Source organism: Mucilaginibacter flavidus (assembly GCF_024055575.1).
In the GTDB taxonomy this organism is placed as follows: domain Bacteria; phylum Bacteroidota; class Bacteroidia; order Sphingobacteriales; family Sphingobacteriaceae; genus Mucilaginibacter; species Mucilaginibacter flavidus.
This window is the reverse complement of sequence record NZ_JAMXOE010000011.1, coordinates 135,420-148,067: the sequence shown is the minus strand read 5'-3', so window position 1 is coordinate 148,067 and position 12,648 is coordinate 135,420. Positions and strand designations below refer to the sequence as shown.

Below are 12,648 nucleotides of genomic sequence, written 5' to 3'. Positions count from 1 at the left end.
ATGTTGAATACGGATATTTGTATCATAGGAGCAGGGCCTATAGGATTATTTGCTGCGTTTGAAGCAGGTTTATTAAAAATGCGCTGCCATTTAATCGATGTGCTTACACAGGTTGGTGGCCAATTATCCGAAATTTATCCTCATAAGCCCATTTATGATATCCCCGGTTACCCGGAAATCAAAGGACAGGAATTAGTCGATAAATTAATGGAGCAAATTAAACCGTTTCATCCAGGTTTCACTTTAGGTGAACGCGTGGAAGTTATGACCCAAAATCCCGATGGTTCACTCATCATCAAAACAAATGACCAAACTGAGGTTCATTGTCAGGTTTTAGTGATTGCGGGCGGTTTAGGCTGCTTTGAACCACGTAAGCCAGATATCGACCGACTGATAGAATTTGAAGGTAAAGGGGTAAATTACATAGTAAAAGATCCGGAAATATTTCGCGACAGGGAGATCATTTTAGCCGGCGGAGGGGATTCTGCACTCGATTGGACGATATATTTAGCTAATACAGCTGCCAGAGTAACGCTGGTCCATCGAGGGGATACTTTCCGGGGTGCGCCAGATTCAGTGGAGAAGATTTTTAAGCTGGCAAAAGAAGGGAAGATTGATCTCATTCTGCAATCCAATGTAATAGCCTTAAATGGAAAGGAGCGTTTGCAGTCGGTTTCCATTTCCGCACGGGATAATAGTCTTACGACCTTGAAAGCACATCATTTTATCCCTCTATTTGGGTTAAGCCCGAAATTAGGGCCCATCGCTGAATGGGGATTGGAAATCGACAAATCGGCAATTGAAGTAAAACCGGTAGATTTCTCAACCAATATAGAGCGGACCTATGCTATTGGAGATATTAATACCTATCCTGGTAAGTTAAAATTGATTTTATGTGGTTTTCATGAAGCTGCCTTAATGGCGCAAAGCGCCTTTAAATATGTATATCCGGATAAAAAAATAAGTTTTAAATACACTACTGTTTATGGCGTACCCACTTTTTAATTATGATTAAAATAACCATTGAAGATAGAAATGGCAAACAGGCTACTTTGGGAATCCCCAGCGATGTCAGTCTCAGCCTGATGGAAGTTTTAAAAGCCGCAGATTATGAAATTTTAGCTGCCTGTGGAGGAATGGGACTTTGTGCAACGTGCCAGGTACAAGTAGTAAAAGGATTTGAAAAACTTCCACCGCGTAATGATCAGGAATTGGATATGATGGATATTCTTCCTAATGCTGATCAGCATAGCCGGCTTTCCTGTCAGTTACGTATAAATGAAGAAATGGATGGAATGATTTTTCGTATAATAGGCGGAGACTAACCGACACGTATTCCTTAATAAGTTGCTGAATGGTTCCTCTATTAAGCATTAATTTAAAAATAGCAACGCAAATGTTATCATTATTGGCGATGGACATACCGGACTAACGGCAGCCTGTATGATATTCTTATTAAAGCAGCCTATTATCTATCAATAACTTAAAGGAATTATCTTATTATTTGCTATTTAAGTGTTACGAAATTGTTTTTGTAATACAAAAACTCAGAACCTAATGATCCGTCAATGCGGAACTTTCACTTGTTCCTGTAATAGGTGGATTTTTAAAACTTAAAAAAATAAATAATGTTGATTAACTTAAAGACATTGTGTTAAAAATAATAAAACAATAGAAGCTCAACGAATAATATTTAAGCATGTTCTAAACCAAAATAGCCGCTATGGAAGACAGATTTAATGAAGCCACCCCTCAACGTCCGAAAGACGGCCACTTGCTGGATGCACCAATGATAATTATGGACTTGTTATCCCTTGTGAAACAGATTAAAGAAGAGCAACCATGGAATAATAGTGACCGGAATGCCATGACTATCTTTAAGACAAACGGCATGTGTATCGTACTGGTGGCCTTGCATGCTGGTGCTGAAATGAAAACTCATACGGCATCCGGCATCATCAGCGTTCAGGTGCTGGATGGACAAATAACATTTAGCACGAAACAGCAATCTGTTGAATTGGGTAATGGTCAGATGCTGGCTCTTCACGAGGATATTCCGCATAGCGTTTTGGCGGAAAAAGAAACAACTTTCCTATTAACGATTGCAAAATATTTTCAACAATAAATTTATGAATGTAGAGTAAATCATTAAAGCAGAACTTTAAGTGAACAAGAATTCCAAAAGGAGCCAACAAAAAAACTTCGATGGGTCAGTTTGAAGGAGCAAATATGAAAGAAGAAAATAATACTATCTGGACGATTGGCCATTCTACCCGTCCTTTTGAAGAGTTTGTCGCCATGCTTCGTTCATTTCATATTGAACTGGTTGCAGATATCAGAAGTTTTCCTGGTTCACGTAAATTTCCCCAATACAATAAAGAAGCATTGGAGATTTCCTTACCTCAAGACGACATCCAATATATTAATTTAAAAAATCTTGGAGGAAGAAGAAAGGTAAAACCCGATTCTAAAAATACAGCATGGAGGCATGCCGCTTTTCGCGGTTATGCTGACTATATGGAAACGGATAATTTTAAGGACGGTATAACTGAGCTTGAAAGTATTGCATTAAAACAACGCACCGCCTACATGTGTTCAGAAGCCGTATGGTGGCGTTGTCATCGCTCTATGGTCTCAGATTATCTAAAAGTTCGCGGCTGGAAAGTAATGCACATAATGGACATTGGAAAAGAAGAAGAACATCCTTACACCTCTCCTGCAAGGATCGTAAATGGAGCATTAAGTTATGAAAAGGAATTGAAGGAAAATAAAGAGCCGACTTTATTTTAAATTCATATTTTGAAAACCGATCAGTGTAAATAGATTAATTTTGTGGGATATAAATATTTTTATAAGGCTTGGCAATGGAGACTCTTTTGAATAACATAAAGCTATGTGATATTTGTAAAAATTATTTACCATTAGGTCAGAGGCCGGTAGTGCAGTTAAGTTCCTCCTCTAAAATCATCATTATCGGGCAGGCTCCTGGCAGGCTCGTTCATGAAACAGGAATTCCCTGGAATGATGCAAGTGGGAGAAAATTAAGAGAATGGATGAATGTAGATGAGGCAACTTTCTATAACCCTGATTGTTTTTCGATAATGGCAATGGGGTTTTGTTACCCGGGGAAAGGAATATCGGGAGATATGGCCCCGCGGAAAGAATGTGCCCCGCTGTGGCATTCACAAATTTTAAAAGAAATGAAAAGCACGCCACTCATATTATTAATAGGACAATATGCACAACGTTATTATTTAAAAAATAATTGGAAAGGCAGTCTTACAGAAACAGTAAAAAGTTATAAGGAATTTCTTCCAGAATATTTCCCTTTGCCACATCCTTCTCCACGAAATCAAAACTGGGTAAAAATAAATCCCTGGTTTATGGAGGAAACTATTCCCGCACTTAGAGACGAAATAAAAGAAATTTTGTAAAACTTTATTTTAATAATGCATAAAATGCCAGCACATAATTATATTCATCCTGAGAAAGGAAATCTATTAAAACAACTTCATCATAATGGTAAACTATTGATACTCCCTAATATATGGGATTCGTTAGGGGCTATTTTGCTTGAAAATTTGGGTTATCCTGCTGTTGCTACGGCGAGTGCTTCTATTGCTTTTAGTAATGGTTATCCTGATGGCGAAAAAATCCCTTTTAATGACCTGTTGTTCGTTCTGCAAAAAATAGCACAAAGTGTAAAAATCCCCGTAACAGCCGATATTGAAAGTGGTTATGCGGAAAACAACTCTATTCTGAAAGAAAATATTAGGAAACTTATTGATGTGGGGATTGCGGGAATTAATTTTGAGGATAGCCACCATAATGATAAAACAATTATTCCTGTTGAAACACAATGCGAAAAAATCCGGTTGATAAGACAAACAGCTATAGAAATGGGCATGCCTCTTTTTATTAATGCAAGAACAGATATATTTCTTAAAGCAAATCATTTATCCGATGAAGAAAAACTATCAGAAGCCATCCGAAGAGGAAAAGCTTATAAGGACTCAGGGGCAGACGGCTTCTATCCCATCGTTCTAAAGAAAAAAGAAGATATAGAAACTGTCATTAAAGAAGTTACTTTACCTGTAAATATTTTATTGCTCCCTGAAATTCCGGATTTTGAAGTTTTAAAAATAATTGGTGTATCAAGATTAAGCCTCGGTCCTGGATTTCTAAAAATTGCCGTTGATGCCATGAAAAATTTGGCGGGGAAATTGTTACTTAATGAAGGGATGCATGAAGTGACCGATAATCCCGTAACTTCTGCTTACTTAAATAATTTAATTTCAAAAAAATAAACAGATGGACCGGATATCAATTAAAGACTTAGAGCCGAACGCTTACAAAGCGATGCTTGGTTTGGAACAATATATCAGAAACTCTCAAATTTCGCCGATGCTTCTTGAACTGATAAAAATAAGGGCCTCGCAAATTAACTGTTGTGCTTATTGTATAGATATGCATACGCAGGAAGCGCTAAAGATTGGAGAAACCCAAAGAAGGATTTTTGCACTATCCGCCTGGAAAGAATCGCCCTTATTCACTGAAGATGAAAGAGAAGTATTACAATTAACCGAAGAAATAACCCTTATTTCAAAAGATGGCGTCAGTAATGAAACATATGATAAAGTTATAAAGGCTTATGGTGAAAATGGGTTAGCACAAATTATTATGCAGGTCATTATTATTAATTCATGGAACAGGATAGCAGTTTCTACCAAACAGATTTTCGGATAATTTTTATAGTGGAAAGAAGCTAAGATTATGTCCGCCCGATGTTGACTTAGCCTCAGACCCCATTATGCTTTGCAGGATTTGGCCTGGTCTGCATTTCTGAAGACGAAAAAGCTCCCAAATATTCTCTGTTCATCCTTGCAATATTTTCTACTGAAATACCTTTAGGACATTCGGCTTCGCAATTATAGATATTCCCACAATTGCCAAAACCTTCTTTATCCATTTGGTCTACCATATTTATTACTCTTGCTTTTCTTTCAGGATCCCCTTGTGGCAACAGCGCCAATTGAGATATTTTCGCCCCGACAAATAAAACTGCGGAGCTGTTAGGACAGGCAGCCACACAAGCGCCACAACCAATACAAGTAGCTGAGTCAAAAGCTTCTTCAGACTTTGCCCTATCTACCGGAGTCGAATTAGCATCTACTGCGTTACCTGTATTTACAGATATGAAACCGCCCGCTTCAATAATTCTGTCAAATGCCTTTCTATCTACCATCAAATCCTTTATAATAGGGAAAGCCGCTGATCTCCAGGGTTCCACTACTATCGTATCACCATCTTTATAAGCACGCATGTGTAATTGGCATACAGTATTTTTTTGCCACGGGCCGTGTGCCCTTCCATCAATGTACATGCTGCATGCGCCACAAATTCCTTCGCGGCAATCCTGATCAAAAACAACAGGCTCCTTATTTTCAAGAATTAACCTTTCATTTAGTACATCAAACATTTCCAGAAAGGACATTTCTGATAAAATATCTTTCATATCATAAGTTTCGAAATGCCCTTTTTCCTGGCGATTTTTTTGTCGCCAGACTTTTAAGGTGAGGTTCATTGTATAATGTTCCATAATTGCTTTACTAAAATATCAAATCCAAAAATTCACAATAAAAAAGCTAAGTGTCTTCACTTCCAGATAGCTACCAGGTTACTATTTATAGTTTCGCTGCGATGGCATAGCAACTTCAAAGGTTAATTCTTCCTTATGCAATATTTCACCGCTATCTGTGTATTCCCATGCTGCTACATAACTGTATTGTTCGTCATTACGTAATGCTTCGCCCTCGGATGTTTGGCTTTCTTCCCTGAAATGGCCACCACAACTTTCCTTGCGGTTGAGCGCATCAATGCATATTAATTCTGCAAGCTCTAAAAAATCTGCTACCCTGCCCGCTTTATCCAATTCAGGATTCATTTCTAAAATTTCCCCGGAGACTTTTACATTTCCCCAAAATTCTTTTCTAAGAGCTTTAATTTCATTAATGGCTTCTGATAATCCTTTTTCATTGCGTGACATTCCGCATTTATCCCACATGATTTTTCCTAACCTCTTATGAAAACTTTCTACAGATTCATTGCCTCTTACATTCATTAATCTTTCAATTCTTTCCTTTACTCCATTTTCTGCTTCGTCAAATGCAGGATGTGACGTGGAAATTGCATTCGTCCTGATTTCATCGGCCATATAACGACTAAGCGTATAAGGAATTACAAAATAACCATCACCCAATCCTTGCATTAACGCAGACGCTCCCAATCTGTTAGCGCCATGATCGCTGAAATTGGCTTCGCCTAAAGAATACAATCCGGGAACGGTTGTCATTAGTTCATAATCTACCCAGAGGCCTCCCATAGTGTAATGAACGGCAGGGTAAATCCGCATCGGAACGTCATACGGGTTTTCGCCGGTGATCTTTTCATACATTTCAAATAGGTTTCCATATTTTTCAGCAATCACTTCTTTGCCTAATTCTGTTATGGTTTCATTTTTAGTATCTGTCATTCCGAGTTTACCGGTCTCTATTTTTCCATAACGCTTAATGGCATCTGCAAAATCAAGATAAACTGCCATTTTTGTGGTTCCAACTCCGTAACCCCCATCACACCTTTCTTTGGCTGCACGTGATGCCACATCACGTGGTACAAGGTTTCCAAAGGCCGGATACCTTCTTTCTAAATAATAATCGCGGTCTTCATTTGGAATATCAATCCCCCTTCTTTTATCGCCTTTATTTTTTGGCACCCATATTCTTCCATCATTTCTAAGACTTTCACTCATCAATGTGAGTTTGCTTTGATGATCTCCGGTAACGGGAATACAGGTTGGATGAATTTGAGTGAAGCAAGGATTGGCAAAATAAGCTCCCTTTTTATGCGATTTCCATGCGGCAGTTACATTGCTGCCCATCGCATTTGTGCTTAAATAAAAAACATTTGCATAACCACCAGAACAAATAAGTGCTGCATGACCGAAATAACGTTCGAGTTTTCCTGTGACCAAATTTCTTGCGATAATCCCTCTTGCTTTGCCATCAATTATTACAATGTCATGCATTTCATGGCGTTCATACATGGTTACGTTTCCCATTGAAACCTGTCTTTCCAGTGCACCGTAGGCACCTAACAATAATTGCTGTCCCGTTTGCCCCGCTGCGTAAAAGGTACGCTGTACTTGTGTTCCACCAAAAGAACGGTTGCTTAATAAGCCTCCATATTCGCGTGCAAACGGAACACCCTGTGCCACGCATTGATCAATAATATTTCCGCTTACCTGTGCAAGGCGATAAACATTCGCTTCCCGTGACCTGTAATCACCGCCTTTTACGGTTTCATAAAAAAGACGAAATACAGAATCGCCATCGTTCTGATAGTTCTTAGCCGCATTGATGCCTCCCTGAGCTGCAATGGAATGCGCACGACGAGGACTATCCTGGAAACAGAATACTTTTACTTTATAGCCCAGTTCGCCAAGCGTTGCAGCAGCAGAAGCACCGGCAAGGCCGCTGCCTATTACTATTAGTTCCAGTTTTCTCTTATTGGCAGGGCTTACTAAGTTTACATGGTTTTTATAATCGGCCCACTTCTGATCAAGTTCTGTTACAGGGATTTTCGCATCTAATTCCATAGGTTAGTATTAAATATTTTTATGCTGGAAAGATTTTTTCATGATGAAATATCTATTGCAGCCATCCTGCCATAAATGCGATAGGCATTAAAGCAAACACAATGCAAATGATAATTGAATAAAAAATACCTATTCTTCTTACTATAGGAATCCATCTTCTATTATTAATCCCAAAAGTTTGAAAAGCACTTTGAAAACCTTGCAATAAATGAAATAATAATGAAACCAATCCTAACATGTATAAAGTGAATAGCAAAGGGCTTGTAAAAACTTTTTTCATTTCCTTATAAAGATCATTCGAAGGGCCTTTGAAATACAATTCGTGTTTAGTACCCGCCCAAAAATTATATAAATGCAATACGAGAAATAAAAGTATGAATGTTCCCAGCCAACCCATATAGCGGCTGTACCATTTTATTTCACGTGGAAAGTTTTGTCTGTAATAATTTATTTTTCTTGCCGATGTATTTTGTTTCCACAACATGAGACCTTGTACAATGTGCAGAATAAAAACAGCGAACAAACCTATTTCCAGGAACCTAATGAAATAGTTATGGAGCATGAAATGAGCTACTACATTAAATGTTGCACCATTATCATCATAAAATATCAGCGCGTTTACAGATGCATGAACAATCAGATAAATAATGAGAAAAAAGCCTGTTGCGCCCATTAAATATTTTTTCCCGAGTGAAGATGTGAGTAGCTGTTTCCAGGTCATAACGCGAAAGTTGAGTGGATTGTCAGATATAAAAAAACATTACAGGAAGATTAATGATGCTTATGAATTTTATCAACAGAAAATGCGAAAGTATTGTTTCAAAAGTTGATGAAATAATAAGCAAAATGAAGGTGGAAGAGCTTAATAGTCAGCAACAAAAAGACGGAACTCATTGATTACACTTTTCGCACAGGTATCTCTTTACTGTTTTACTTTAGTAAGCGCCTTCCCTTTATGTGCAGCAATATGGTCACTTATATCACTTTTAATTTCATATTGCGGATCTTCTTTAGTGGCATGATGTGTATATCCCTTGTAATCAAAATCCTTTTTGTGTATTTTAATAATGGTTCCGGATACGTGGCCGGCTTCAGAGTTCCATGTTACATGATCTCCGATTAAAAATTTCTTTTCCATAAGCTTTTATTGCTAAATTAAGCAATTTATTATAGGTGATGAACGTAACTTTTCAAATTAACAATTAATGATCTTATTTATTAGTCAACTTCTTTAATCTATTGAGAGAATTTCTCTTCCATTTCTGCGTGGCAGTATTGTTAAAGTTAAAAATGTCTGAAAATAATAAGACATTAACTATTTTTAAGTCGTCTATTTAATAAATAATGACTGACCATAATTTTTTCGAAAGGGTTTATGTAGTTGTGCGCCTGATACCAATCGGCAGGGTAACCTCATTCGGAGCAATTGCAGCTTATCTCGGCACCAAAGGGTCATCTCGCATGGTGGGCTATGCTTTGCAGGTATCAGATAAAGCGTGGCCACCTGTTCCAGCGCATCGTGTGGTTAACCGTCAAGGGTTATTAACAGGAAAATTTCATTTTGGCTCCAATTTGATGGAGGAATTATTGGAAAGCGAAGGCATTAAAATACAGAGCGATCAGGTGCAAGATTTTAAGGCCATCTTTTGGGATCCGGCTATTGAATTTTCGTTAGAAAAGCCAGATATAACCAATTAATGGCTACGAATATTATTGTTAAAAGAATCATATTTCTGAATTATTATACATATTTTAAATAATGCATTATGAATATATTTATTGAAATATTTGGTCAGGGAGTGGATTTGAATATTTTGCAAATGAGTTGCAGGGGAATAGCGGTTTTTTTTATTGCCCTGGTATTGATCAGAATATCCGGGCGACGTTCTTTTGGAATGCGGTCACCATTAGACAATATTATTGTCATAACTCTCGGCGCTGTATTGAGTCGTGGCATAGTTGGTGCTTCACCATTTCTGACTGTTATTATTACCTGTTTTGTAATTGTTCTTTTACACCGGTTTTTAGGTTTGTTAATTGTTCGCCATAAACGTTTTAGCAATCTGGTGGAAGGCAACAAGATCCTTCTTTTTAAAGACGGACTGTTTATCAGGAAAAATATAAACAGGGCTCTCGTAGGAGATGAAGATATTATGCAAGGGATAAGGGAGACTGCATTGACAGATAACCTGGATAAAATTGATAAAGTATATATGGAACGCAATGGGCAAATAAGTGCGACCAGGAAAGAACTATCCTAACATAATATTGCGTTTCATCAAAAGACGCTTCCATGGTTTTGGCGGTTTTATAATTCAGTAACTGTTGCTTCTTTTGAATTGATTAGTCACTAATTTTTATATTTTTAGCGATTGTGCATTTCGAAGTATATATAATCACTAAAACCAATCTAATCACAGTGTTTTTATTCTGCTAGTTTTTAACTTGTTTATTAACCTTTGCACCTGAAGGTAATACATCAGGTACTTCCATCTTAGCAACGCCTATACGATCATCAGCCATACCATAATAAACATCAAAGCGGTTAGGTTGTCCAATATCATTGCGACGGTCTATTCCTGTAGGAAAAACCACGTTAGCTATAGCACCTACCTTTTCCTGAGGTAAAACTGGCTTTAATACCGGCTTTGCCGAACGATAAAGAATCGTATATGGGTCTGTTTCTGATAAGATCATCACGCCCGCAGAATAACATAATTTGCGCCCTTTGGTGGATTTCTTCATTTCATGCACTCCATGATAAAATATCATCTATCCGTGTTTAGTCAAAATAGGGGGTGTGCCTGCACCTGTTTTTAACTGTTCCCATGCAGATACTGGGCTGGCCAGACGATGGTGTGAGGTAAACTTAGCTGGTTTTCTATATAAATGATATTTCATACAGAAATTGAGTGTTTGAAAAATGGGGCAGTGAATGAAAAAGGATTTGAAGTTTTAAAAACTGTATTCATTTATGATTGTTCGTAAATATGAGACGATAGCTTCAATATAATCACATTTAAACTGATTAGAAGCATGAAAACTGTTTTGAATGCAGATGTGATAAGATGAGACGAAAGAGTGGTGGTAAAGAAATGAAGTGACTATGTCAAGTCCTCCAGTGCATTTTTAAATGTTCGATTTACAGCACCATACATTGTTACATAGATTATAGAAAGTTCAACTGTTCGAAAAACAAAAAAACACATCGTAATAAATATCATGGAAACAAATAAAGTGAAACAAATACACAGTTTCGGTCAAAGCATTTGGCTGGATTTCATTGACCGGACGATTATTTCATCCGGAAACTTAAAGAAACTGATCGATGAGGATGGTATAAGCGGGGTAACCTCAAATCCTTCTATTTTTGAAAAAGCCATTTCCGGCAGCTCTGATTATGATAACGAGATTCGTGCGCTGGGCGAAGATGATAAAAGCAATGAAGATATATTTTTTGGACTGGCTATAACCGATGTAAAAAATGCAACTGACTTGTTTAGGAGTGTTTACGATGGGACTAAGGGCGCTGATGGTTTTGTAAGTTTGGAAGTATCCCCGCTTTTGGCATTGAAAACCGAAGAAACTGCTAACCAGGCATTGAAGCTTTGGAAAAAAGTTGACCGCCGAAACGTGATGATAAAAATCCCGGCTACTCAGCCGGGTCTATCTGCTATTCGCAGTTCAACCGCCGCAGGCATAAACATTAACATTACCTTGCTATTTGGCTTGCCAAGATACGAAGAAGTAATAGAAGCCTATTTATCAAGGTTGGAAGATAGGATGGCAAATGGTGAAATGATAAACCAAATTTCGTCTGTAGCTAGTTTCTTTTTGAGCCGCATAGATGTGATGGTTGATCCGATGCTTGATGAGAGAGACTTGAGTGATCTGAAGGGCGAAATTGCTATTGCGTCGGCTAAAAAAGCTTACGAAATTTTCAAAAGAGCATTCAGCGGCCCCCGCTGGGAGAAGCTGGCCGCAAAGGGTGCTAAAGTACAGCGTTTGCTATGGGCGAGCACCAGCAGCAAAGACCCTTCTTTTAAAGATACCAAATACATAGAAGCTCTGATTGGCCCAGATACGGTAAACACTGTTCCGTTAGAAACTATAGAAGCTTTCCGCGATCATGGTATAGCCCTAAATACTTTAGCGAAGGATCTTGATAAAGCAACCGAAACATTAAGCAGACTGAAAAAAGGCGGTGTTGACATAGATATAATTACCCAGAAATTAGAGGATGAGGGTATCGAAAAATTCAATAAGGCTTTTGAAAAACTGTTGCAGGCAATTGAGAGCCAAAAAGTCAAAGTCTAAATAAATTGGAACTATAGTATTAAAAATTTTCGCTTTTGAAGAGGAGGCGTACTCTTGAGTCATAGCAAAATTGGAGAATCGCGGAAATAAGCTATAGGAAGGTTGTGTATTCATGCTTCAGCATGTAGGTTTTGAACCCACCAAAAAACAATTAGAAGAATGAAAAATAGAAATCACAAGGAAAATGAGCAAAGAACTAGATAAATACGATTTAGGTATAATAGGCCTGGGTACGATTTGCGGTCGGGAAATGAATGATCTTTATAATTATTTATTAAACAACTTATTCATTGAATAATTATGCAATCTATGACTACAGTTTCTGAAGTTCTAAACTACCTTGAAAAAGAAGGTTATACAATTGACTTCAACTTAAAGGATAGTTGCCTGGAATGCCATGGAAATTATATAAAACTATATCCTGAAGAGTTTGTAATAGATCAGCATTACCGTTTTGAAGGGATCTCTGATCCGGAAGATGAAGCTGTGGCATATGCAATATCTTCTTTAAAACATAATTTAAAGGGTGTTCTAGTAAATGGGTATGGTATTTCCAGTGATCCACATACTGAAGATATAGTTCGAGCACTTCAACAAAAGCATTTGTAAACCGGGAAATACAATTCCTGAAAGTTTAGGTTATCCGGCTATTGCTGCTTTGATATTTAATTCTAAGA

General features: G+C 37.7%; 16 protein-coding genes. 11 read left to right on the top strand and 5 right to left on the bottom strand.

Going from position 1 to position 12,648, the window contains the following annotated elements; genetic code table 11:
* The 7 genes from NAF19_RS17045 to NAF19_RS17015 all read left to right on the top strand — a co-directional run bounded on the left by NAF19_RS17045 (position 1) and on the right by NAF19_RS17015 (position 4,746).
* Positions 1–1,005 (top strand): NAD(P)/FAD-dependent oxidoreductase, encoded by a 1,005-nt coding sequence (locus tag NAF19_RS17045; RefSeq protein ID WP_252791375.1) that lies wholly within the window; start codon positions 1–3, stop codon positions 1,003–1,005.
* 2 nt (positions 1,006–1,007) lie between these two features.
* Positions 1,008–1,325: a 2Fe-2S iron-sulfur cluster-binding protein gene (locus NAF19_RS17040; protein ID WP_252791373.1), complete on the top strand. Its 318-nt coding sequence runs from the start codon at positions 1,008–1,010 to the stop codon at positions 1,323–1,325.
* Positions 1,326–1,723: 398 nt separating this feature from the next.
* Complete coding sequence (locus NAF19_RS17035; RefSeq protein WP_252791371.1) at positions 1,724–2,125, top strand: cupin domain-containing protein; 402 nt, start codon at positions 1,724–1,726, stop codon at positions 2,123–2,125.
* Positions 2,126–2,229: 104 nt separating this feature from the next.
* Positions 2,230–2,790, top strand: a complete 561-nt coding sequence (locus NAF19_RS17030) for a DUF488 domain-containing protein (RefSeq protein WP_252791369.1) — start codon at positions 2,230–2,232, stop codon at positions 2,788–2,790.
* Between the two features lie 74 nt (positions 2,791–2,864).
* Complete coding sequence (locus tag NAF19_RS17025; protein WP_252791368.1) at positions 2,865–3,434, top strand: uracil-DNA glycosylase family protein; 570 nt, start codon at positions 2,865–2,867, stop codon at positions 3,432–3,434.
* Between the two features lie 24 nt (positions 3,435–3,458).
* A complete protein-coding gene (locus tag NAF19_RS17020; RefSeq protein WP_252791366.1) occupies positions 3,459–4,307 on the top strand; it encodes an isocitrate lyase/PEP mutase family protein in 849 nt (282 codons plus the stop codon).
* A gap of 4 nt (positions 4,308–4,311) precedes the next feature.
* Positions 4,312–4,746, top strand: a complete 435-nt coding sequence (locus NAF19_RS17015; protein WP_252791364.1) for a carboxymuconolactone decarboxylase family protein — start codon at positions 4,312–4,314, stop codon at positions 4,744–4,746.
* Between the two features lie 52 nt (positions 4,747–4,798).
* Here NAF19_RS17015 and NAF19_RS17010 read toward each other — a convergent pair whose 3' ends face one another.
* The 4 genes from NAF19_RS17010 to NAF19_RS16995 form a co-directional block, all read right to left on the bottom strand.
* Positions 4,799–5,599, bottom strand: a complete 801-nt coding sequence (locus tag NAF19_RS17010) for a succinate dehydrogenase/fumarate reductase iron-sulfur subunit (RefSeq protein WP_252791363.1) — start codon at positions 5,597–5,599, stop codon at positions 4,799–4,801.
* An 81-nt stretch (positions 5,600–5,680) separates the two neighbouring features.
* The gene (locus NAF19_RS17005; RefSeq protein ID WP_252791361.1) at positions 5,681–7,654 is read right to left on the bottom strand and encodes a fumarate reductase/succinate dehydrogenase flavoprotein subunit; all 1,974 of its coding nucleotides are present in this window, start codon (positions 7,652–7,654) and stop codon (positions 5,681–5,683) included.
* A gap of 52 nt (positions 7,655–7,706) precedes the next feature.
* Positions 7,707–8,375 (bottom strand): succinate dehydrogenase cytochrome b subunit, encoded by a 669-nt coding sequence (locus NAF19_RS17000; protein WP_252791359.1) that lies wholly within the window; start codon positions 8,373–8,375, stop codon positions 7,707–7,709.
* Between the two features lie 201 nt (positions 8,376–8,576).
* Complete coding sequence (locus NAF19_RS16995) at positions 8,577–8,792, bottom strand: hypervirulence associated TUDOR domain-containing protein (protein WP_252791357.1); 216 nt, start codon at positions 8,790–8,792, stop codon at positions 8,577–8,579.
* Positions 8,793–8,998: 206 nt separating this feature from the next.
* Between NAF19_RS16995 and NAF19_RS16990 the strand changes: the two genes are divergently transcribed.
* Together NAF19_RS16990 and NAF19_RS16985 are read left to right on the top strand one after the other, a co-directional pair.
* A complete protein-coding gene (locus tag NAF19_RS16990) occupies positions 8,999–9,352 on the top strand; it encodes an MGMT family protein (protein ID WP_252791355.1) in 354 nt (117 codons plus the stop codon).
* Positions 9,353–9,420: 68 nt separating this feature from the next.
* Positions 9,421–9,915 carry a DUF421 domain-containing protein gene (locus NAF19_RS16985; RefSeq protein WP_252791353.1) on the top strand — a complete coding sequence of 165 codons (495 nt, stop codon included), beginning with the start codon at positions 9,421–9,423 and terminating at the stop codon, positions 9,913–9,915.
* Positions 9,916–10,087: 172 nt separating this feature from the next.
* Here NAF19_RS16985 and NAF19_RS16980 read toward each other — a convergent pair whose 3' ends face one another.
* Positions 10,088–10,426 carry a glycoside hydrolase family 130 protein gene (locus NAF19_RS16980; protein ID WP_256484338.1) on the bottom strand — a complete coding sequence of 113 codons (339 nt, stop codon included), beginning with the start codon at positions 10,424–10,426 and terminating at the stop codon, positions 10,088–10,090.
* Positions 10,427–10,876: 450 nt separating this feature from the next.
* Here NAF19_RS16980 and tal point away from each other — a divergent pair, with 450 nt between their 5' ends.
* Both tal and NAF19_RS16970 read left to right on the top strand, forming a co-directional pair.
* Complete coding sequence (gene tal / locus NAF19_RS16975; protein WP_252791350.1) at positions 10,877–11,971, top strand: transaldolase; 1,095 nt, start codon at positions 10,877–10,879, stop codon at positions 11,969–11,971.
* A gap of 309 nt (positions 11,972–12,280) precedes the next feature.
* Entirely contained in the window at positions 12,281–12,580 is a 300-nt protein-coding gene (locus tag NAF19_RS16970) for a phosphoribosylpyrophosphate synthetase (RefSeq protein ID WP_252791349.1), read from the top strand.
* Positions 12,581–12,648 lie beyond the last annotated feature (68 nt).